This is a genomic window from Oceanibaculum nanhaiense, from assembly GCF_002148795.1.
GTDB classification, from domain to species: domain Bacteria; phylum Pseudomonadota; class Alphaproteobacteria; order Oceanibaculales; family Oceanibaculaceae; genus Oceanibaculum; species Oceanibaculum nanhaiense.
The window spans coordinates 178,752-200,740 of record NZ_MPOB01000006.1; the positions used below are offsets into that span (position 1 = coordinate 178,752).

20 protein-coding genes are annotated in these 21,989 nt (G+C 64.8%); 10 read left to right on the forward strand and 10 right to left on the reverse strand.

The features are described 5' to 3' along the window. Positions 1–52 precede the first annotated feature (52 nt). Entirely contained in the window at positions 53–1,924 is a 1,872-nt protein-coding gene (locus tag BKM74_RS12295) for an ABCB family ABC transporter ATP-binding protein/permease (RefSeq protein WP_086466010.1), read from the forward strand. Here the strand turns inward: BKM74_RS12295 and BKM74_RS12300 are convergent. After that, positions 1,921–2,346 (reverse strand): flagellar export protein FliJ, encoded by a 426-nt coding sequence (locus tag BKM74_RS12300; protein WP_086466011.1) that lies wholly within the window; start codon positions 2,344–2,346, stop codon positions 1,921–1,923. The genes BKM74_RS12295 and BKM74_RS12300 overlap by 4 nt on opposite strands. 8 nt (positions 2,347–2,354) lie before the next feature. After that, positions 2,355–3,683, reverse strand: coding sequence for a flagellar protein export ATPase FliI (gene fliI / locus BKM74_RS12305; protein ID WP_086466012.1), 1,329 nt, complete (start codon positions 3,681–3,683; stop codon positions 2,355–2,357). 156 nt (positions 3,684–3,839) lie between these two features. Here fliI and ctrA point away from each other — a divergent pair, with 156 nt between their 5' ends. Beyond that, positions 3,840–4,592: a response regulator transcription factor CtrA gene (gene ctrA / locus BKM74_RS12310; RefSeq protein ID WP_086466013.1), complete on the forward strand. Its 753-nt coding sequence runs from the start codon at positions 3,840–3,842 to the stop codon at positions 4,590–4,592. Positions 4,593–4,674: 82 nt separating this feature from the next. On the opposite strand, the gene BKM74_RS12315 is transcribed toward ctrA, so the two are convergent. The 6 genes from BKM74_RS12315 to BKM74_RS12340 form a co-directional block, all read right to left on the reverse strand. Further along, positions 4,675–5,556: a CheR family methyltransferase gene (locus tag BKM74_RS12315; RefSeq protein WP_086466014.1), complete on the reverse strand. Its 882-nt coding sequence runs from the start codon at positions 5,554–5,556 to the stop codon at positions 4,675–4,677. Next, positions 5,553–6,707: a protein-glutamate methylesterase/protein-glutamine glutaminase gene (locus BKM74_RS12320; protein WP_245825923.1), complete on the reverse strand. Its 1,155-nt coding sequence runs from the start codon at positions 6,705–6,707 to the stop codon at positions 5,553–5,555. Before BKM74_RS12320 ends, BKM74_RS12315 begins: the two co-directional genes overlap by 4 nt. Next, entirely contained in the window at positions 6,707–7,072 is a 366-nt protein-coding gene (locus BKM74_RS12325) for a response regulator (protein WP_086466015.1), read from the reverse strand. The genes BKM74_RS12320 and BKM74_RS12325 overlap by 1 nt, the downstream gene beginning before the upstream one ends. Before the next feature lie 94 nt (positions 7,073–7,166). Further along, a complete protein-coding gene (locus BKM74_RS12330) occupies positions 7,167–7,658 on the reverse strand; it encodes a chemotaxis protein CheW (protein ID WP_086466016.1) in 492 nt (163 codons plus the stop codon). A gap of 8 nt (positions 7,659–7,666) precedes the next feature. Beyond that, on the reverse strand, positions 7,667–10,402 hold the full coding sequence (locus tag BKM74_RS12335) for a hybrid sensor histidine kinase/response regulator (RefSeq protein ID WP_086466017.1): 2,736 nt from the start codon (positions 10,400–10,402) through the stop codon (positions 7,667–7,669). 192 nt (positions 10,403–10,594) lie between these two features. After that, positions 10,595–11,236 (reverse strand): histidine phosphotransferase family protein, encoded by a 642-nt coding sequence (locus tag BKM74_RS12340; protein ID WP_086466018.1) that lies wholly within the window; start codon positions 11,234–11,236, stop codon positions 10,595–10,597. A 68-nt stretch (positions 11,237–11,304) separates the two neighbouring features. Here BKM74_RS12340 and BKM74_RS12345 point away from each other — a divergent pair, with 68 nt between their 5' ends. The 3 genes from BKM74_RS12345 to fdhF all read left to right on the forward strand — a co-directional run bounded on the left by BKM74_RS12345 (position 11,305) and on the right by fdhF (position 16,122). After that, positions 11,305–11,514, forward strand: coding sequence for a DUF3553 domain-containing protein (locus BKM74_RS12345; protein WP_086466019.1), 210 nt, complete (start codon positions 11,305–11,307; stop codon positions 11,512–11,514). Positions 11,515–11,662: 148 nt separating this feature from the next. Then, positions 11,663–13,357 carry an NAD(P)H-dependent oxidoreductase subunit E gene (locus tag BKM74_RS12350; RefSeq protein ID WP_086466178.1) on the forward strand — a complete coding sequence of 565 codons (1,695 nt, stop codon included), beginning with the start codon at positions 11,663–11,665 and terminating at the stop codon, positions 13,355–13,357. Further along, on the forward strand, positions 13,354–16,122 hold the full coding sequence (gene fdhF, locus BKM74_RS12355) for a formate dehydrogenase subunit alpha (protein WP_086466020.1): 2,769 nt from the start codon (positions 13,354–13,356) through the stop codon (positions 16,120–16,122). Before BKM74_RS12350 ends, fdhF begins: the two co-directional genes overlap by 4 nt. Positions 16,123–16,125: 3 nt before the next feature. On the opposite strand, the gene BKM74_RS12360 is transcribed toward fdhF, so the two are convergent. Beyond that, positions 16,126–16,620, reverse strand: a complete 495-nt coding sequence (locus tag BKM74_RS12360) for an Lrp/AsnC family transcriptional regulator (protein WP_086466021.1) — start codon at positions 16,618–16,620, stop codon at positions 16,126–16,128. Between the two features lie 204 nt (positions 16,621–16,824). On the opposite strand from BKM74_RS12360, the gene BKM74_RS12365 reads away from it, so the two are divergent. From BKM74_RS12365 to BKM74_RS12380, 4 genes are all read left to right on the forward strand, one after another. Further along, a complete protein-coding gene (locus BKM74_RS12365; RefSeq protein WP_086466022.1) occupies positions 16,825–17,802 on the forward strand; it encodes a mitochondrial fission ELM1 family protein in 978 nt (325 codons plus the stop codon). A 63-nt stretch (positions 17,803–17,865) separates the two neighbouring features. Continuing rightward, complete coding sequence (locus tag BKM74_RS12370) at positions 17,866–18,492, forward strand: 2OG-Fe(II) oxygenase (protein WP_086466023.1); 627 nt, start codon at positions 17,866–17,868, stop codon at positions 18,490–18,492. Positions 18,493–18,539: 47 nt separating this feature from the next. Next, a complete protein-coding gene (locus tag BKM74_RS12375) occupies positions 18,540–20,453 on the forward strand; it encodes a hypothetical protein (protein WP_086466024.1) in 1,914 nt (637 codons plus the stop codon). A gap of 14 nt (positions 20,454–20,467) precedes the next feature. Further along, the gene (locus BKM74_RS12380; protein WP_086466025.1) at positions 20,468–20,968 is read left to right on the forward strand and encodes a GNAT family N-acetyltransferase; all 501 of its coding nucleotides are present in this window, start codon (positions 20,468–20,470) and stop codon (positions 20,966–20,968) included. 74 nt (positions 20,969–21,042) lie between these two features. Here BKM74_RS12380 and rpsU read toward each other — a convergent pair whose 3' ends face one another. Next, entirely contained in the window at positions 21,043–21,246 is a 204-nt protein-coding gene (rpsU, locus tag BKM74_RS12385; RefSeq protein ID WP_008945746.1) for a 30S ribosomal protein S21, read from the reverse strand. A gap of 171 nt (positions 21,247–21,417) precedes the next feature. On the opposite strand from rpsU, the gene def reads away from it, so the two are divergent. Beyond that, complete coding sequence (gene def / locus BKM74_RS12390; RefSeq protein WP_086466026.1) at positions 21,418–21,978, forward strand: peptide deformylase; 561 nt, start codon at positions 21,418–21,420, stop codon at positions 21,976–21,978. Positions 21,979–21,989 lie beyond the last annotated feature (11 nt).

Here is a 21,989-nt window from a genome sequence, read left to right on the forward strand (position 1 = left end):
AAATCCGCCCCGAAGCCCCAATTAGGGGGAAACCCATCGAACGGATATCCAGATGACACAGGCCCATGGCGCGGCGACCAATACCGCGCGCAGCGGTTCCGACCTGAAGGCGGACGCCAAGGCGATCCGCGCGCTTGCCCCCTATCTCTGGCCGAAAGACGAGCCGGGCATGCGGGGGCGCGTCATCGTCGCCATCATCTTCCTGGTGATCGCCAAGATCGCCACCGTCTATATTCCCTATGTCTACAAGCTGGCGGTCGATGCTCTGACCAACCCCGAGCTTGCCGCCATCGTGGTGCCGGTCGGCCTGCTGGTGCTGTACGGCGTGGTGCGCGTCGCCTCCTCCGGCTTCAACGAGTTGCGCGACTTCGTGTTCGCCCGGGTGGCGCAGCGCGCGATCCGCAATGTCGCGCTGAAAACCTTCCAGCATCTGCACGATCTGGCCCTGCGCTTCCATCTCGACCGGCAGACCGGCGGGCTGTCACGCGTCATCGAGCGCGGCACCAAGGGCATCGAGTTCCTGCTGAACTTCATGCTGTTCAACATCGTGCCGACGATCCTGGAAATCCTGCTGGTCTGCGGCATCCTGTGGGTGCTGTACGATTTCTGGTTCTCGCTGGTCACCTTCGCGACCATCGCCGGCTATATCGCCTTCACCCTGTCGATCACCGAATGGCGCATCAAGTTCCGCCGTGCCATGAACGAGACCGACCAGGAGGCCAACACCAAGGCCATCGACAGCCTGCTCAACTACGAGACAGTGAAGTATTTCGGCAACGAGGCGCACGAGGCGAGGCGCTTCGACGATGCGCTCAGGCGCTATGAATATGCGGCGGTGAAGAGCCGCACCACCCTGTCGCTGCTGAATGTCGGCCAGGGCGCCATCATCGCCATCGGGCTGGTCGCCGTCATGGTGATGGCCGGCCATGGCGTGCAGAACGGCAGCATGACGGTAGGCGATTTCGTGCTGGTGAATGGCTATCTGATCCAGCTCTACATGCCGCTGAACTTCCTGGGCTTCGTCTATCGCGAGATGAAGCAGTCGCTGATCGACATGGAAGCGATGTTCCGCCTGCTGGGCGTCGAGCGTGAGGTCGAGGACCGCCCGGAATCGGTTGATCTCGTCACCGCCAACGCCACCGTGGAATTCCGCGATGTCAGCTTCGGCTATCGCCCGGACCGGCCGATCCTGAAAGATGTCGGCTTCAAGGTGCCGGCGGGCAAGACCGTCGCCATCGTCGGGCCCAGCGGGGCCGGCAAATCGACCATCTCGCGCCTGCTGTTCCGCTTCTACGACGTGGATGGCGGCTCGATCCGCATCGACGGGCAGGATATCCGCGAACTGACCCAAGCCTCCCTGCGCGCCGCCATCGGCATCGTCCCGCAGGACACGGTGCTGTTCAACGACACGATCTACTACAACATCGCCTATGGCCGGCCCGCTGCCACCCCGGCGGAGGTCGAGGAGGCGGCGCGCCTCGCCCAGGTGCATGATTTCGTGCTGACCCTGCCGGATGGCTACAGCACGCGCGTGGGTGAGCGCGGGCTGAAACTGTCGGGCGGCGAAAAGCAGCGCGTGGCAATTGCCCGTACCATCCTGAAGCGGCCGGCGATCCTGCTGTTCGACGAGGCGACCAGTGCGCTCGACACCCATACCGAGCGGGAAATCCAGGGCGCGCTGCGCGAGGTCTCGAAGGGCCGCACCACGCTGGTCATCGCGCACCGGCTGTCCACCGTGGTCGATGCCGACGAGATCATCGTGCTGCAAGCCGGCAAGATCGTGGAGCGCGGCGCGCATCGCGACCTGATCGACCGGGATGGCATCTATGCCGCGATGTGGCGGCGCCAGCAGGAAGGCTTCGACCTCGAGCGCGGCCTGCCGGCCGGGCTGGAGGACATAGCAGCGGCGCCGAAGCTGGACTAGTTGCCTTCGCCGCTGTTGCGGCGGTGCATGGCGAGGCCCATCTCATCCAGCAGATTCTGCTCGATGCGGTTGGCTTCTTCCTGCTCGCGGCGTTCGCGGTTGGCCTTGGTGATCTCGTATTTCTTCAGTTCGGCGAAGGCTTCGGCCACCGCATCGCGGGCCTCGCCGGCCGCTTTTTCGAGCACCACGATGCCGGCGTCGATGGCTTCGCGGCGGCGCTTCGCCGCCTGCAGATAGGCGCCATAGGTATAGACCCCCTCCCCGCCTTCGGCGGCATGGCGCTTTTCCGCCACCAGCTCCTCATCCAGCGCGGTGCGCTGCGCCTTCGCATTGGCCAGCCGCCGCTCCGCCTCGGCCAGCGCGCGGCGCTTGTCGTCAAGCTGATGATTGTGCAGGCGGATCAGCGTGGAGAGTGCCTTCATGGCCTAGCTCATTCCACCGCTTCCAGGATCGTGGCCAGCCGGTCATAGCCTTCAGACAGGCCGGCGCGCTCGTACGGATCCTGGCGCAGGAAGGCCTCCAGCGGCTCATGATAGCGGATCGCCTCGTCCACCGCCGGGTCGGTGCCCTGCCGGTAGGCGCCAAGCCGGATCATCTCAGCCATGTCCTCATAGGTGGACATCAGCCGGCGCGCCTGGCCCAGCAGCTTGTTCTCCTCCGGCGAGTTGCAGTTCGGCAGCGCGCGGGAGACGCTGCGCAGGATGTTGATCGCGGGATAACGGCCGCGCTCGGCGATCTGGCGTTCCAGCACGATATGCCCGTCCAGGATGCCGCGCACCGCGTCGGCGATGGGTTCGTTATGGTCGTCGCCTTCCACCAGCACGGTGAACAGGCCGGTGATGCTGCCCTGGTTCACACCCGGACCGGCGCGCTCCAGCAGCCGCGGCAGTTCGGAGAAGACGGTCGGCGTATAGCCCTTGGAGGCCGGCGGCTCCCCGGTCGAGAGGCCGATCTCGCGCTGCGCCATGGCGAAACGGGTGATCGAATCGATCATGCACAGCACATCCCTGTCGGTGTCGCGGAAATATTCCGCGATGGACAGGGTGATCTGCGCCGCCTGCCGGCGCATCAGCGGCGATTCGTCGGATGTTGCCACCACCACGACCGACCGCGCCAGCCCTTCAACGCCGAGCTGTTCGTGCAGGAATTCACCGACCTCGCGGCCGCGCTCGCCGACCAGCCCGATGACATTCACATCGGCCTGGGTGAAGCGCGCCATCATCGACATCAGGATCGACTTGCCGACGCCGGAGCCGGCGAAGATGCCCATGCGCTGGCCACGGCAGGTGGACAGGAAGGTGTTGATCGCCCGCACGCCGAGATCCATCTTCTCGCCAATCGGCTGGCGGGCATGCGGCGATGGCGGCTTGTTACGCAAGGGGATGGGATGCTTGCCCTGAGGCAGCGGCCCCTTGCCGTCCACCGGTTCGCCCAGCGCATTCACGACACGGCCCAGCCAGCCCTCATGCGGATAGACCATGGGTTCGGCATTCTCCATCTCGGCCTTGCAGCCGATGCCGATGCCATCCAGTGTGCCGAACGGCATGAGGAGCGCGCGCTCGGCCCGGAAACCGACCACCTCGCACGGCACGCGCTGGCCCTGCCGGGTGACCAGCCGGCAGCGGTCGCCAATGGACAGCGAGCGGTGCGCGCCCGCGACCTCGACCATCATGCCCAGCACCGCCGAGACGCTGCCATACAGCGTATAGGGCGGAACCCGTTCCAGCTCTTCGCGCAATTGCCGCAGCGGCGATTCCATCGGCGTGCCTGCTTTCGTCATGCTCGACCCACCTATTGTAGCGCACCGCCAGCCCCTGGCGAATTCGTTAATTCGTTAACGTTCCCTTTAATTTTTCATGTTAACCTTTGTACATCGCCGCGGAGAAAACCGGGGTGACGGGAGAAGGAGATTGCCATGCGCGTACTGTTGGTCGAGGACGATCAGGTCGTAGCCCGCAGCGTCGAGATGATGCTGCAATCGGCGAGTTTCATCGTGGACGTAACCGACCTCGGTGAGGACGGGCTGGAGATCGGCAAGCTTTACGACTACGACATCATTATTCTCGACCTCATGCTGCCCGACATGGACGGTTATGAGGTTCTGCGCCGGCTGCGCCAGGCGAAGGTCGAAACCCCGATCCTGATTCTCTCGGGCCTGAGCGAGATGGACCACAAGATCAAGGGCCTCGGCTTCGGCGCCGACGATTACATCACCAAGCCGTTCGACAAGCGCGAACTGGTCGCCCGCATCAATGCCATCGTGCGCCGCTCCAAGGGCCATGCCCATTCGGTCATGAAGACCGGGCGCATGGTCGTCGATCTGGATTCCCGCACCGTCGAGGTGGAGGGCAAGCCCGTCCATCTGACCACCAAGGAATATGGCATCCTGGAACTGCTGTCGCTGCGCAAAGGCACGACGCTGACCAAGGAAATGTTCCTCAATCACCTCTATGGCGGCATGGACGAGCCGGAGCTGAAGATCATCGACGTGTTCGTCTGCAAGCTGCGCAAGAAGCTGTCCGTCGCGCTGGGCGGCGACAATTACATCGATACGGTATGGGGCCGCGGCTATGTGCTGCGCGACCCGGAAACCCCGCCAGAGGCCGCCGACGCCGCAACCGCGGGCAAGACCCGGAAAGCGAAGGCCGGCGCCAACGCACCGGCATAAAGCCAGATCATCAGAAAATAAAAAAGGCGGCCTTTCTGGCCGCCTTTTTCTTGCCTGTCGGCTCTCGTGCCTATCAGAAGCGTCAGCGTCCGCCGGCAGCGCTGTTGATCGGCGGTGTCGTGGGGGCGGCCGCCGTCTTCGCTGCCGTCACGGCTGCCGTCAGGCCGTACAGCCCACGCTCGCCGGGAATCGGCTGGAACTTGTCGGAAATGCCCAGCACCGTCTCCGCACCGCCCAGATAGAGCACGCCGTCCGGGGCCATGCGCTTGGCGATCGCCTCCAGCACCTTGCCCTTGGTCGGCTGGTCGAAATAGATCAGCACGTTGCGGCAGAACACCACGTCAAACTGACCCAGCGGTGACAGGTCGTGCAGCAGGTTATAGACGCGGAACTGGATGTTCTCGCGCAAGGACGGATCGGCCCGCCACTTGTCGCCTTCCTGCTTGAAATACTTCACCAGCATGGTGATCGGCAGGCCGCGCTGCACCTCGAACTGGGAATAGACGCCTTCCTTGGCCCGGTCGATCATGTTCTGGGCCAGATCGGTTGCCAGCATCTCGATTTTCCAGGCGCCGAAGGTCGCCTTCTCCTCGCGCAGCATCATGGCGATGGAATATGGCTCCTGTCCGCTGGAACAGGCCGCGCTCCAGATCCGGATGCGCTTTGTCGATTGCCGCGTCGCCATCAGCTTCGGCAACACTAGGCGCTTCAGCTGGTCGAACGGTTTCATATCGCGGAAGAACAGCGATTCGTTGGTGGTCATCGCCTCGACGACCGCCGGCACGATGCGGCTGTCCTTCTTCTGGCGGATCGCCTGGGTCAGTTCCTCCAGCGACTTCATCCCGTACTGGCGGGCAACCGGCATCAGCCGGCTTTCCAGCAGATACACCTTGTCCGTCGTCAGGACGAGGCCGGACTGATCCTTCAGCAGCGTGGCGAGCAGCGAGAAATCGTCGGGCTTCATGCTGCGCTCCTCAGAGCACGCTCATAAAGATACGAGCTCATGCGGTCCAGCGGCAGCACGGCACTGCACAATCCGGCCGTGGCAACGGCGCCGGGCATGCCCCAGACGACACTGCTCTCCTCGTCCTGCGCGGCGACGACGCCGCCGGCCTGCACGGCAATCTCCGCGCCGGCCTGTCCATCCTTGCCCATGCCGGTGAGAATCATCACCAGCAGGCGGCTGCCATAGGCCTTGGCCAGGCTGCGCAGCATCGGATCGGCCGACGGGCGGCAGAAATTCTCCGGCGGGTTCTGGTTCAGCCGGATGATCTTCCGGCCACCTTCCACCTCGACGACCATGTGGTAATTGCCCGGCGCCAGATAGATGCGGTTCGGGGCCACCGTCTCGCCATCCTTGCCCTCGCGGCAATCCCAGCCGCTGGCGCGCGACAGATGCTCGGCCAGGATCGGCGTGAAGGTCGCCGGCATGTGCTGGGTGATGAAGATCGGCTGTGGCAGATCCTTGCGCAGATTGCCCAGCACCTTCATCAGGGCCTGCGGGCCACCAGTGGAGGAGCCGATGGCAATCGCCTCCGGCTGCTGGCGATTGGTTTCGGTGCGCAGCACGATCCGGGCGGCTGGCTTCGCCACGGGCGCGGCGGCGGGACGCCGGTCCGCGCTGAAGCGCGCCGGCTGGGCAACCATCGATGCCTTGCCGCCGCTAAGCTTGCGGCGCGCGGCGCCCAGCACCTTGATCTTCTGCACCAGCTCGCGCTTGAAATCCTCGGCGGAGACCAGCGCCCCGGTGGTGCTGGGCTTCGGGATATAGTCCTTTGCGCCGGACTGCATGGCGCGCAGGCTGATATCCGCGTTCTTCAGCGTCAGTGTCGAGGACATGATGATCTGAAGATTCGGATTGATCTTCAGCAGCTTGGGCAGCGCCGTCAGACCATCCATACGCGGCATTTCGATATCCAGCACCGCGACCTCGATATCGTTGCGCTCAAGCGCTCGCAACGCCATCTCGCCATCGCCGACAGAGGCGACGATCTCAATGTCCGGGTCGAGTGAGATAACCTTTGTGTAAAGCCCGCGAATCACTGCCGAATCATCGACCAGCATGATGCGATAGGGGTTGGAGCCCGTGCCCCTGCCTGCGGAACCGGCGGGCATCAGATCAGCCCCACTTGCTCGAACTTCGACTGGATGATCTCGCCGTCGAAGGGCTTCATAATGTATTCGTTGGCGCCGGCCATCAGCGCCTCCTGGATGCGCGACATCTCGTTCTCGGTCGTGCAGAAAACGACGACCGGCTTGTCGCCGCCTTCCATCGCGCGCAGGGCGCGCAGGAATTCGATCCCGTTCATCACCGGCATGTTCCAGTCTAGCAATATCGCGTCCGGCATCTTCTGCTTGCACGCCTCCACGGCCTGCTGGCCGTCTGCCGCTTCGGATGTCGCGAAGGAGAGCTGCTCCAGAATTTTCCGGGCAACCATGCGAACCACGCGGGAATCATCGACTATCAGACAAGATTTCATGGGACCGCTTCTATTGCCGTGACTTGGCGTCTTGATTGCGGAAGCGAAGGGGGTCCGCCCTGGCGGTTACCCCTTCTATCGTCAGACCCGGGCCTCAGGCAGCCTGGGCACGCGAGAAATCGAGCAAGCGATCGATATCGATCAGCACCAGAAGCTTTTTATCGAGACGGGAAATACCGCTCGACACTTCTCGCCAGCGCGGCTCCAGCGTCGGCGGATTATGCTCGAACGCCTGGTTGGAGAGGTTCAGCACCTCACCCACCTGATCCACCATCAAGCTATACAGCTCACCCTGGCTTTCAACCACGATGCTCATCCCCTTGCTCTCCGCCAGCGGCGGCAGGCCAAGGCGGCGGCGCAAATCGACCGCAGTCACGATGCGGCCGCGCAGGTTCAGCGAACCGGCGATCTCCGGCGGGGCCAGCGGGATACGGGTGATCCGCTGCGGGCCCAGAACATCATGCACGAGCAGAACCGGGAAGCCGAACATCTGATCGGCGACGAACACGGTGACATACTGCCGGGTCAGTTCCGCCGCCGGGTCGAAGACCTCAGTGGATTGACGGGTTACAAGATCGTTTGCCATCTTCTACCTCACATGATCCCGATGGTCTGCGACAGGGTTTGCAGCAGAGCGTCACGGTCGTCTTTCGCGACATAATCGTTGAAACCGGCCTCACGACCGCGGTCGAGGTCGCGCGGGCTGGTGTGCGAAGACAGCGCCACCATCGGCACGTCCTCCCAGCGGCTTCCCCGCACCGCCTTGGCGAAATCGAAGCCGTTCATGCCGGGCATCTCGATATCGCTGACGATGACGTCGAAGTCGCGGCCTTCCTCGCAATAAGACAAGGCAACATTGGCGTTCTCCGCAGCCGTGACCTCATAGCCCGCCACGGTCAGCAGCGGCGTCAGCAGGTTGCGGAAGAACGGGCTGTCATCGACCAGCAGCACGCGCTTGCCGGTCATATCCTTCATGTCCTCCGGCGCCGTCGCATCGGCGTCGAACCAGTCGGCGAAGGCCTGCGACAGGTAGTGGCCGGCATCGATGATCTCGGTCGCCTTGCCGCCGATGATGGCACTGCCCATCAGGCCGCGCCGGTCCGTCTTCATGTTGATTTCGATGCGGTCCTCGATGATATCGACGATCTCGTCCACCATCAGGCCCATCGACCGCTCCTTCTCGGCGAACACCAGCACCGGCTGGGTGCCTTCGGTCTTCACCTGATAGCCGTCGAAGATCGGCACCAGCGGCATCAGACGGCCGCGGTACTGCACCACCGGACGGCCATCCGACCATTCGACCTTGGAGCAGTCGATCTCCTCCAGGCGCGCCACCAGGGCCAGCGGCACCGCCTTCGGGCTGTCATCGCCGGCGCGGAACACCAGCAGCGAGGTCCGCGACCGCGAGGCGCTGGAGTCGATGGCCAGGGTCTCGCTGCGCTTTTCGTCCAGCGTCACGCCGATCTCGCCGGTCGCCGCGGCGATGCCGTTGGGATCGAGGATCATGATGACGCTGCCATCGCCCAGGATGGTGTTGCCCGAGAACAGCGAAATCGAGCGCAGGATCGGCGCCACCGGCTTCACCACGATTTCCTCGGTATCGAACACGCGATCGACGATGATGCCGAAGGTGTAGGTGCCGACCTGGGTAACGACGATGAAGCTGTCGCGCTCGCCGTCGGTCTCCACGGAGTCCATGTCGAGCATCTTCGCCAGCGAGACCAGCGGCAGCAGGCGGTCGCGCAGGCGCAGCACCGGCACATTGTTCAGCATCTCGATCTGATGCTCGGAATTGTTCGACGCCCGCACCAGCTCGACCACACTGATCTGCGGAATTGCGAAACGCTCGCCCCGGCATTCGACGACCAGCGCCGAGACGATGGCCAGCGTCAGCGGGATCTTGATCATGAAGGTCGAGCCCTTGCCTTCCTGGCTGTTGAGCTCGATGGTGCCGCCGATCTTCTCGATGTTGGTGCGCACCACATCCATGCCGACGCCGCGCCCGGAGACCGAAGTCACCTGCGCCGCCGTCGAGAAGCCGGCCTTGAAGATGAACTGCTGAATCTGCTGCATGGTCATGCCTTCGAGCTCGGCCTCGGTGGCCAGCCCGTTCTGCAGCACCTTCTGCTTGATCTTCTCGATGTTCAGGCCGCGCCCATCATCGTTGATCTTGATGATGATATGGCCGCCTTCGTGATAGGCGTTCAGCGTGATGACGCCGGTATCCGGCTTGCCGGCCGCCACACGGTCGACAATCGATTCGATGCCGTGATCGGCGGAGTTGCGCACCATGTGGGTGAGCGGATCCTTGATCAGCTCCAGCACCTGACGGTCAAGTTCGGTATCGGCGCCCAGCATGCGCAGATCGATCTTCTTGCCCAGTTCGTGCGACAGGTCACGCACGATGCGCGGCAGCTTCGCCCAGGCATTGCCGATCGGCTGCATGCGGGTCTTCATGACGCCGTCCTGCAGTTCCGATGTCACCTGCGAGAGCCGCTGCAACGGCACGGTGAATTCCGAATCCTTGTAGCGCCGCATGATCTGCAGCAGCTGATTGCGGGTCAGCACCAGCTCGCTGACCATCGTCATCAGGTTTTCCAGCAGTTCGACCGAGACGCGGATATTCTGGTTGGCGACCGAGGAGTCCTTGCTCTCATCGGCGTTCCGCGCGACCTCTGTCGCAGGCTTCTTGGCAGCCGGAACGGCGGCCGGCTTGCTCGGCACGGCGGCAACCACCGGCTCATCTTCCTGCTCGGGCTGCGACGTGGCCATGTCTTCCGGCCCGGGCGTCGCCATGAAAACCGCTTCCAGCTCGTCCAGCGATACTTCACCCGGCCGCGTGCCGATTTCAGCATCGCCGCCGCCCATCGCCACGACCTCTTCCTCAGCGGCCATCACAGGCTCTTCGGCGGCGGTGGCGGTCTCGGCAACGGATTCGATGGTGATGCTGGTCTCGCCCGCCGCCATTGCGTTGAGGGCCGCGATCAGATCATTGTCCTCGCCTTCCGGCTCGGCCTCGGTCTGCTCCAGCGTCTGGATGATCATCTTGATACGGTCGAGCGAGGCCAGGATCAGCGTCACCGCCTGCGGCGTCACTTCCAGCTCGCCATCGCGGAACCGGCCCAGCACGTTCTCCGATGCATGGGCGACGGCTTCAAGCCGCGGCAGCCCCAGGAACCCGCAGGTGCCCTTGATGGTGTGAACGATGCGGAAAATATTGCTGAGCAGTTCCGGATCGTTCGGGTTCTGCTCCAGGCGCACCAGCTCAACATCCAGCGTTCCTAGATTTTCGACCGTCTCCGTCAGGAATTCGTTGAGCAGATCATCCATGCTAGACCGTCCTTAAATCATGTAGCCGCGAGAGCGCCGTCAGCGACGATTTCGCCACGACCATATTAACCAATGACCCCCATACTGAAACAGGACCTTTAAAACTTAGTAAACGAGGGAAAAGATTTTTCGTAAAATCGTACGCAATCGACATTTCGCGCTTTATTGCCGATTCTTGCCGACCGCGCCGGCCTATACAGACAAGGTTATGGCGCCGGCTTCCCTGACAATGTGCACCCGATTTCCGCGCCGGGCCGCGAGCATGCCGGCGAGATAGGCCGGCGCTGCCCGGGCGTCAAGTTCAGCCGGCGCGCCTGAATCGGCCATGCCCGCCTCCAGCGCCCCTTCCGTGGCTGCCTCCAGCTTCGCACCTTCACCTTGCGCAAGGGCACGGAACGCCGCCGGGTCACCCACCGCTCCCCCCATCGGGCCGCCCTCGATGCGCAACAGCCCGCCACGCGGCAGGGATTCGGCGGCTATAATGCCAAGCAGGAGCAGCAGACGGGCGCCACCCGGTTCCGGCGGCAGGCGGTCGAGGCTCCAGTCGAGCCTCACCTTGCCCTCCTGCAGATAGCCGTCGAGCAGGCGGCGGCACTCATCGACGGGGAAATTGTCGCGTTCGCCGGCGCTGCCGAAGGCGACACGGAACAGGCTGAGCTTTGCCGAGAGCTGACGCGCGCTGCGACCGACCAGCGACATCGCCTCGTCAGCCATATCATCCTCGCCGAACTCCTCGACCAGCTCGATGCCATTGACGATGGCGCCGGCCGGGCTGATCAGGTCGTGGCACAGGCGGGAGATCAAAAGATCCATGACCCGCAACTCGATCTGCATTCGCGTCTCCTTTTGCTCTATCCTGCCCGCCTTGAGCGCAATAAACGAGACGAGGCTCAGAAACCGGCATGAATTCCAACCGATATCCCCCCTCACCCCATCGCGGCGTGAACACCCTGGTTCCGGGCGCCCTGGTGCGCCACCCGACAGAAACGGACTGGGGCACAGGGCAGGTTCAATCCGTGATCGGCAACCGCATCACCGTCAATTTCGAGCATGTGGGTAAACAATTGATAAATGGCGACGTGATCGCTTTGGTTCCGCTGGACGAAGCGTGACGGATCGCGCTAGGCCTAGGCTGTAAACGGGTCAGACAACACATAAGACCTGAGAATCATGAGGGAGAAAGCCATGCCGCAGGACGGAGAGAAGCCGTCAGGCGAAGCCGCAGCCATTGCCCCCGTATCCCATCGGCCGGGCCGCCAATTGGGGAAACTTGCAGGCCGCGACGGCGAGGCGGGCCAGCGCCGGGCGCGCGCCTTCGCCAAAGGGCGGCAGGTCGATCCGAAGGCGCTGGCGGAACTCGACTGGCTGCTGGAAGACCGTCCGAAAAGCCGCGACCAGCTGATCGAGCATCTGCACGTCATCCAGGATCATTACGGCCATCTCTCAGCCCGGCATCTGGCGGCGCTCGCCCATCTGATGCGCCTGCCGATGGCGGAAGTGTACGAAGTCGCCACCTTCTACGCCCATTTCGACGTGGTGAAGGAAGGCGAGGAGGCGCCCGGCCTGACGATCCGCATCTGCGACAGCCTGAGCTGCCAGATGAACGGCGCCGAGGCGATCATCGCCGATCTGCAGGCCAACCCGCCCGCCGGCCGCCGCGTCCTGCGCGCACCCTGCATGGGCGCCTGCGACAAGGGCCCCGTCGTCGCCTATGGACGCACCCAGCTGACCGGCTGCACAGCGGAGATGCTGCGTGCCGGCGGCCCCTTCCCGCTGCCGGAGACTGTGCCCTATGACGAGCTGGACGCCTATATCGAGGGCGGCGGCTACGCGCTGCTGCACGATCTGCGCGAGGACCGGCTGACCGCCGATTCCATCATCGAACAGCTGGGTGCCGCCGGACTGCGCGGGCTCGGCGGCGCCGGCTTCCCGACCGACCGGAAATGGGCGATGGTTCGCGCCCAGCCCGGCCCGAAATATCTGGCTATCAACGCCGATGAGGGCGAGCCCGGCACCTTCAAGGACCGCTTCTATATGGAGCGCGATCCGCACCGGCTGTTCGAGGGCATGCTGATCGCGGCGACGGTCACCGGCTGCGACGACATCTATCTCTATCTGCGCGACGAATATCCGCATCTGCGCGCCACCCTCGCCACTGAACTGCACCATCTGCGCGAATCCGGCATCGCCGGTGATATCCGGATTCATCTGCGGCGCGGTGCCGGGGCGTATATCTGCGGCGAGGAATCGGCGATGATCGAATCGATCGAGGGCAAGCGCGGCCTGCCCCGCCACCGCCCGCCCTATGTTGCGGAGAAGGGCCTGTTCGGCCGGCCGACGCTGGTGAACAATGTCGAGACGCTGTTCTGGGTGCGCGACATCCTGCAGGATGGGCCGGACTGGTTCGCCGGGCTGGGCCGGCGTGGCCACAAGGGCATCCGCGCCTTCTCCGTCTCTGGCCGTGTGAAGGAACCAGGCGTGAAGCTGGCGCCGGCCGGCATCACCACGCGCGAGCTGATTGAGGAATATTGCGGCGGCATGGCGGACGGCCACAGATTCAAGGCCTATCTGCCAGGCGGCGCCTCGGGCGGCATATTGCCGGCCAGCCTCGCCGACATCCCGCTCGATTTCGGCACCCTGGCCGAGCATGACAGCTTCGTCGGCAGCCACGCCGTCATCATCCTGTCCGACCGCGACAACACCGCCGATGCCGCCCTGAACCTGATGCGCTTCTTCGCCCATGAGAGCTGCGGCCAGTGCACGCCCTGCCGGCTGGGCACCGAAAAGGCGGCGACCCTGATGGCGGAACCGGAATGGGACGAGGCGCTGCTGGGCGAGCTGGCGCAGGCGATGCGCGACGCCTCGATCTGCGGGCTGGGTCAGGCGGCCCCCAACCCGATGACCAGCGTACTGAAATTCTTCCCCGAAGATATTGCGGCACGGAGGGAGCCATGACGGACGCCATCCGCTTCACCCTGGACGGGCGCGCGGTCGAGGCTGCGCCTGGCGAGACCTTGTGGCAGGCCGCACAGCGTCTGGGCATCGAGATACCGCATCTCTGTCATAAGCCAGCCCCCGGCTACCGGCCCGACGGCAATTGCCGCGCCTGCATGGTGGAGATCGAGGGCGAGCGCACGCTGGCTGCCTCCTGCATCCGCGCACCCGCGCCGGACATGAAGGTGAAGACCGCCTCCGAGCGCGCCAAAGCGTCGCGCCGCACCATCTTCGAGCTGCTGCTGGCCGACCAGCCGGCGCGAGAACAGGCGCATGATCCGGCCAGCGGCTTCTGGCACTGGGCCGAGGCGATGGATATCGCCGACAGCCGCTTCCCGAAGCGCGCCGCGCGCCCGAATCCTGATTCCAGCCACCCCGCCATCGCCGTGAACATGGATGCCTGCATCCAGTGCAACCTGTGCGTTCGCGCCTGCCGCGAGGTACAGGTGAATGACGTGATCGGCATGGCCGGGCGCGGCCACCATGCCGAGATCGTGTTCGATTTCGGCGACCCGATGGGGGACAGCACCTGCGTGGCCTGCGGCGAATGCGTGCAGGCCTGCCCGACCGGCGCGCTGATGCCGGCAAGCCTGCTGAAGAAGGACGGCCTGCCTGCCAAGCAGCCGGAGCGCGAAGTGGACAGCCTATGCCCCTATTGCGGCGTCGGCTGCCAGCTAACCTTCCAAATATCGGATAACCGAATCCTTGCAGTGAAGGGCCGCGACGGGCCAGCCAACCACAACCGGCTGTGCGTGAAGGGGCGCTACGGCTTCGACTATGTGCATTCGCCGGAACGGCTGACCAGGCCGCTGATCCGCCGCGAGGATGCGCCGAAGCAGCGCGCGCTGGAGGTCGATCCCGCCAACCCGCTGACCCATTTCCGCGAGGCAAGCTGGGAGGAGGCGCTGGAAGTCGCAGCATCCGGCCTCGCCCGCATCCGCAACACGAACGGGCCGAACGCGCTGGCCGGCTTCGGCTCGGCCAAGGGCTCGAACGAGGAGGCCTACCTGTTCCAGAAGCTGGTGCGCACCGGCTTCGGCACCAACAATATCGATCACTGCACAAGGCTGTGCCACGCCTCCTCGGTCGCGGCGCTGATGGAGGGTATCGGCTCCGGCGCGGTGACCGCGCCCTTCTATGAGTGCGCAAATTCCGACGTCATCATCGTCATCGGCGCCACGCCGACGGTGAACCATCCGGTCGCCGCCACCTTCATCAAGAACGCCGTGAAGCGCGGCGCGAAGCTGGTGGTCATCGACCCGCGTGGCCAGGGGCTGACGCGCCACGCCCATCTGCATCTGCAATTCCGGGGCGGCACCGATGTCGCGCTGCTGAACGGCATGATCCACACCATCATCGCGGAAGGGCTGACCGACCCCGCCTACATCGAGCGCTTCACCGAGGGCTTCGAGGAGCTGAAGGCCCGCACCGCCGCCTTCAGCCCGGAGAAGATGGAAGGTGTCTGCGGCATTCCCGCCGAGCGTATCCGCGAGGTCGCACGGCTCTATGCCACGGCGAAGGCGGCGATGATCTTCTGGGGCATGGGCATCTCGCAACACACCCACGGCACCGACAATGCGCGCTGCCTGATCGCGCTGGCGCTGCTGACCGGCCAGATCGGCCGGCCCGGCACCGGGCTGCACCCGTTGCGCGGCCAGAACAATGTGCAGGGGGCGTCGGATGCCGGGCTGATCCCGATGTTCCTGCCGGATTACCAGCCGGTCGAGGACGCGGCAGTGCGCGATGCCTTCGAGGCAGAATGGGCGGCCGCCATCGCCCCCAACAAGGGCCTGACCGTGGTCGAGATCATGAATGCCGCCCATCGCGGCGAGATACGCGGCATGTACATCATGGGTGAGAACCCGGCCATGTCGGACCCGGACCAGACCCATGTGCGCGAGGCTTTGGCAAAGCTGGATCATCTGGTGGTGCAGGAAATCTTCCTGACCGAGACCGCCGCCTTCGCCGATATCATCCTGCCGGCCACCGCCTTCCCGGAGAAGGATGGCAGTTTCACCAACACCAACCGGCAGGTGCAAATCGGCCGCAAGGCCATCGATGCGCCGGGCGAGGCGCGGCAGGACTGGTGGATCATCCAGGAACTCGCCAACCGGCTGGGCCTCGGCTGGAATTATGGCCACCCGCGCGACGCCTATGAGGAGACGCGCGGCCTGATGCCCTCGATCCGGGGCATCGGCTGGGACCGGCTGGAACGCGAGGGCTCCGTCACCTACCCGTGCGACAGTGCGGACGATCCGGGGCAGGAGGTGATCTTCGGCGACGGTTTCCCGACGGCAAGCGGCAAGGCGCGCTTTGTTGCCGCCGACATCGTGCCGCCAGACGAGATACCGGACACGGAATATCCGTTCATCCTGACCACCGGGCGAGTGCTGGAACACTGGCATACCGGGGCGATGACGCGCCGCGCCACCGTGCTGGACGCCATCGAGCCGGAACCCTTCTGCCATCTGTCGCCCGCCGACCTGGTGACGGCCGGCATCGAACCGGGAGACACGATCCGCGTGCGCACACGGCGCGGCGCCATCGCGCTGAAGGCGCGCGCCGACCGCGACGTGCCCAGCGGCACGATCTTCATTCCGTTCTGCTATGCCGAGGCGGCGGTCAATTTCCTGACCAACCCGGCGCTCGATCCCGATGGCAAGATACCGGAGCTGAAATTCTGCGCCGCCCGTGTCGAACGCACCAACCTGGAAGCGGCGGAGTAGCCCCTACTCCTCGACCGCGTCCACGTCGATCGGCACGCCGGGCGCGTATTTCGTGGTCTGCAGCACCTGCATGGTCTTCACGTGGTTCACGTTGGGGGCGGCGGTCAGCCGCTCGTCCACGAAGGTCTTGTAGGCGTCCCAGTTCTCCGCCACGACCTTCAGCAGGAAATCCGCCTCGCCGGCCAGCATGTGGCACTCGCGCACCTCGGCCCAGCCATTGACGGTATCCTCGAAGATGCGCAGATCGGCCTTGGCCTGGCTGGACAGGCCGATCAGCGCGAACACCGTCAGCTCGTAGCCCAGCAGCTCGGGCGCGATATCGGCGTGGTAGCCGCGGATGAAGCCCGCCTCCTCCAGCGCGCGCACGCGGCGCAGGCAGGGCGGTGCAGAGATGCCGGCGCGGCGCGCCAGATCCACATTGGTCATCCGGCCCTGCTGCTGCAGATCGTCGAGGATGCGCCGGTCGATACGGTCGAGTTTCACGCGCCGGGTCGGCATAAGGCTTCCTTGAAGAGTGACGGGGTTTGATTTCGGGCATCCATACTGGCCCAAATTTGCGCAACTATATAACAACAAGCCGCAAGTCGTGCAATTATGTTGCGCAATTTTTTTACCCGCCCCGCTTCCGCTGGCGGCTTGCCGGAAGCAGCCCGGCATGTCAGTTTGCCGCCCCTTTACAGCGCTTTCGGGATTCACGCCGCAATGAACACATCCGCACTGACCTGCTGGGTGGTGACCGACGGCAAGGTCGGCATGGAGATTCAGGCCATCGGTCTTGCCGAGGCGCTGGGCATCGAGCCGGTGGTGAAGCGCATCGCCCCTGCCCTGCCCTGGCGCTGGCTGCCGCCATCGCCGCTGTGGGCCTCGCTCTCCGCCGCCGGGCCGGACGGCGACCGTCTGGACCCGCCCTTCCCCGATATCCTGATCGCCAGCGGCCGGCAGTCGGCCGGCCCCGCCATTGCCATGCGCAAGGCGAGCGGCGGCAGGACCTTTACCGTGCAGATCCAGGACCCGAAGGTCGATCCCCGGCATTTCGACCTGATGATCGTGCCGGAACATGACACGGTGCGCGGCGAGAATGTGTTCACCACCTTCGGCTCGCTGAACCGCGTCACCCGCGCCCGCCTGGATGCGGAGGCAGCAAAGTTCGCGCCGCAGCTGGCCCATCTGCCGCGCCCGCTGGTCACCGTCTCGGTCGGCGGCAGCAACGACCGCTACCGGCTGGACAGGGCCGCCATCGACGATCTCAGCGACAGGCTGCTGGCCCTGGTGCGGGAGCGCGGTGTCGGGCTTGCCGTCACGCCCTCGCGGCGCACCGGTGCGGAAAACGAACGCCGGCTGCGCGACCGGCTGGCCGGCGCGCCGGCTGTGGTCTGGGACGGTACGGGCGAGAACCCCTATTTCGGCTATCTGGGCCTCGCCGACCATCTGGTCGTCACCTGCGATTCGGTGAACATGGTCTCGGAAGCCTGCGCCACCGGCAAGCCGGTGCATGTCGTCATGCTGGAAGGCAGCGGCAGCGCCAAGTTCGGGCGGTTCCACGACGCGATGCGCGAAGCCGGCTATACAAGGCCCTTCACCGGCGCGCTGGAGGACTGGACCTACACGCCGCTGGACGAGACCGCCCGCGCCGCCGCCGAGGTGACGCGGAGGCTGGCGCTGCGACACCGTGAATCATGACGGTGCGTTGTAATTGACGGCGGCGGGCCGTACATATTCGATCAGGCAAATGGATGGCCCGCTATGAGCATGATCGACCTCGACTCCTTTCGCGCGAAGACGCTGGAAAGCGACCCCTTCCCCTATCTGGTGCTGGATAATTTCGTGCAGCCCGAACTGGCCGCCGAGATCGGGCGCGACTTCCCCGACATCGGCAAGGGCGGCAGCTTCGATTTGTCCACCGTCAGCCCCGGCCCGGCCATGCAGGCACTGATCGACGAACTGCAAGGCGATGCCGTGCGCGATGCCTTCGCCGCGAAGTTTGGAATCGACCTGACCGACCGGCCCACCACCTTCACCCTGCGCGGCATGAGCCGGGAGAAGGATGGCCGCATCCACACCGACAGCAAGACCAAGCTGATCACCGTGCTGATCTACCTGAACGCCGACTGGCAGGATGGCGCCGAGGGCGGCAAGCTGCGCATGCTGCGCTCCCCCTCCGACCTGGAGGATTACGTCGCCGAGGTCTCGCCCGGCTTCGGCACCATGGTCGCCTTCAAATGCGTGGAGAATGCCTGGCACGGCCACAAGCCCTTCGTCGGCCAGCGCCGCTCCATCCAGCTGAACTGGGTGGTCAGCGAGGAAGCCGTGGCCGCCAGCCGCAGCCGGCACCGGATTTCCGCCTTCTTCAAGAAGCTGTTGCCGGCCTGACCGGCGCCGCTTTCTCCCGATAACAAGAAACCGAAAAGCGACGCGACATGGCGCTGAAGATCGAGACCTTCAACAATCTGACCGGCGGGCATGCCTTCTTCAAGGCGATCGGCCATCCGCTCTCGCTGGCGCCGATCACGGCGCTGCTGAAGAAGCTGGGCAAGGCCGGGCCGGTCGCAATCTATGATCCGCTGGGCTTCCTGCAACCCTTCGCGGAAATCCACGGCCTTGGCGCGCTGAGCCTCGCCGGCCTCTATGTCCAGAATATCGACAAGGTGGGCGAGAGCCTGCTCGGCCAGCCGGCGCAGCCGGTGACGGCGCTGCGCGACAGCGGCGCGAAAGCGGTGTTCGTCGCCGCCTACGATGCGGCCCGGCTGATCGACCATATCCGCCATCTGGTGCCCGCAGGGGCGCAAATCGTCTCGCTGGACGATGCCCGCCTGCCCGAGGCGATGCTGACCAACCGGCGCACTTATCTCGATCCGCTGAACTTCGCCACCAACATCGCGCTGTTCCGCGACGAAGGCGGCCATCATACCCGCGTGGTAACGGCGAATTACTGGGCCGGCTATGGCGCCACGGGCGTGTCGCTCTGGTGCTGCCTGTTCGATGCCGAGGGCAACCGTCTGGCCGACTGGCGCGAGAGCCTGCCGGACGCCGCCGCCAGCGTGGTGCTGGACAGCCGGCAAATCCGCGCGCGGCTCGGCCTCGGCGATTTCTGCGGCAGTCTGTTCCTGCACGCTATCGGCGTGCGTGGCCATGATGTGGTGAAATACGCGCTGGACACCTATGGCGACGAACCCTCGGTGCTGTCCTGTACCCATGACGCCAATGCCTGGCCCGCCGATTTCTATGCCGGCCTGCCGGCCCCGGCGGAGGGCGAAAAAGTGCTGCTGTGGCTGCAGAACGCCCATCCCAGCCCGATCCCGGCCGGCGGCATCGGCCTGAACCTGATGGGTAGCCCGGAGATCGCCTGGCTCGACCGGGAAATCCCCGGCTTCGGCAGTCATGCGCTGGAAGTGGCCGAGCTGCTGCCCGATGCGCGCTGGCCGCAACAGATCGAGATCCAGGCCGGCAAATATATCGTCCGCCCGCGCTATGAGGTGGTGCAGGCGAATGGCCGCCGCCGCATCGCCCATGCCAATGTGGAGCGCGTCGATCTGAAGCCCGATCCGCGCCTGCCGGAGATTTCCAACCTGATGGGCAAGGGCTTCGTGCTGCCGGCCCCGGTGCTGCCGACAGACCGCTTCGAATCGGTGCTGCTGCCGACGCCGATGGCGACGACCCAGGACACGCTGCCGGTCTCGGTCGCCATCTATGACGAGACGGGCCGCGAGGTGGCGCAGCAGCGCCTCGGCACGCTGAAGCGCAGCGACAGCGTGGCGGTCGAGTTGAAAGAGATGATCGACGGCCAACTGAAGGGCGGCTATGGCCATGTCGAGCTGCTGTACGATTTCGCCGATGGCGGCGCCGGCGATGGCTGGCTGCACGGTCTGTTCCGCTATCGCGATAAGCTGACCGGCCATGCCGCCGATTCCAGCTTCGGCGCGCACATCTTCAACACGGTGCTGACCTATAAAAACGAGCCGCAGAGCTATGCCGGCCGCGCGCCCGGCCTTTCGACCCGGCTGTTCCTGCGCCTCGGTTCCGAACCGCTGGACACCATCTGCCATCTGATCTACCCGGCCTCCACACCATGGCACGGCACGTCACAGACGGACTTGGTGCTGACATCCGCCGCGGGTGCGGAGATCGCGACAAAGCGGGTGGAGATCGCCTGTTCCGGCAGCTTCTTCTTCCGCTATTCCGAGGTGTTCGACGAGGCCACGCGGGCGAAGGCCGGCGACGGCGCCTATATCCTGATCCGCGACGTGACCTGCAGGCTGTTCGGTTTCCACGGTTTGATCCGCGAGGCGGGCCCGGACGGCGCCTTCAGCCTTGACCACATGTTCGGCTTCTAGCCCCCTGCCGGACGATGACGGACATCCGCCTGCGTCTGGCCGGTGCTGAGGATATCCCGGCCATCGCCGGGCTGATCCGCGACATCGACCTGTATTACCGCTCGCCGGATGCGCAGACCGTCGAAGCGACGGAAGCCGGGCTGCGCCAGCATGATTTCGGCGGCTCGGCCAAATTCGAGATTCTGCTGGCGGAGATCGATGAGGGTCAGGGCTGGCAGGCCGCCGGCATCGCCACGCTGGCGACGCTCTATTCCACCAACGCCTCGCGGCCGGCCTTCTTCATCAAGGATCTGTTCGTGCGGGACGCCTGGCGCGGCCATGGGCTGGGCCGCAAGCTGATGCGCCGGATCGCGGCGCTGGCGCTGGAACGCGATTACGCCCGCATCGACTGGACGGCCGAGACGGGCAGTCCGGATACGCTGCGCTTCTACGATTCCATCGGCGCGCAGCGGCGGGAGGAGAAAATCTTCTTCCGCCTGAATGGCGAGAACCTCCGCACGCTGGCGGAGGAATAACCCCTTACGCCAACACAAAAAGCCGCCTCACCGAGGCGGCTTCATCATGTCCCGTGCAAGGGAAGAAGGGCTGTTTAGAAGCCCTCGCGCTCCAGGCGCTTGCGCAGCAGCTTACGATGCCGGCGCACAGCTTCCGCCTTTTCGCGGGCGCGCTTCTCGGACGGCTTTTCGTAATTACGGCGCAGCTTCATCTCCCGGAAGACACCTTCACGCTGCATCTTCTTCTTGAGGGCGCGGAGGGCCTGGTCGACATTGTTGTCACGGACGACTACTTGCACGGCAGATACTGCTCCTAAGGTCTAATTCGTTCAGGACGGATCAGGGCGCGCCATACGGCCCGACCGGCTTCCACCCATCGAGAGGCGCGCTTGATAGCATAAGCCTTCACGCTTGTGAAGGGGGGGCGAGTCGGCTTTACCGCCACCGCCCCGCACCCCATATTGCTGTTTATGAGCATAAAACAGATCCTGCGCATGGGCCACCCCGTACTGGCCCGCATCGCCGACCCGGTCCAGGACCCGGCCAGCCCCGCCATCGCGGCGCTGGTTCAGGATCTGAAGGACAGCCTTGCCGCCGTGGGCGGAACCGGCCTTGCAGCACCCCAGATCGGCGTGCCGCTGCGCGTTGTCATCTTCGCCGTGCCGCCGCACCGGACGACGGGCGAGCCGGACGACCTGCCGCAGGAACTGATCGAGCTGATCAACCCGGAGATCGAGCCGCTGGGGCCGGAGATCGCACTGGGCTGGGAAGGCTGCCTGTCGATCCCCGGCATGCGCGGCGAGGTGCCGCGCCCCACGCGTATCCGCTATCGCGGCCAGCGTCTCGATGGCACCATGGTCGAGCGTGAGGTTGGCGGCTTCCATGCCCGCGTCGTACAGCATGAATGCGACCATCTGGACGGGGTGCTCTATCCCCTGCGCATGACCGATATGAGAAGCTTCGGCTTCACCGACGAACTGATCGCCGCCGGCACGGCGGCCCCGATATCACAACCGGCAAAGGTGTCCTGATGGCCAGAACC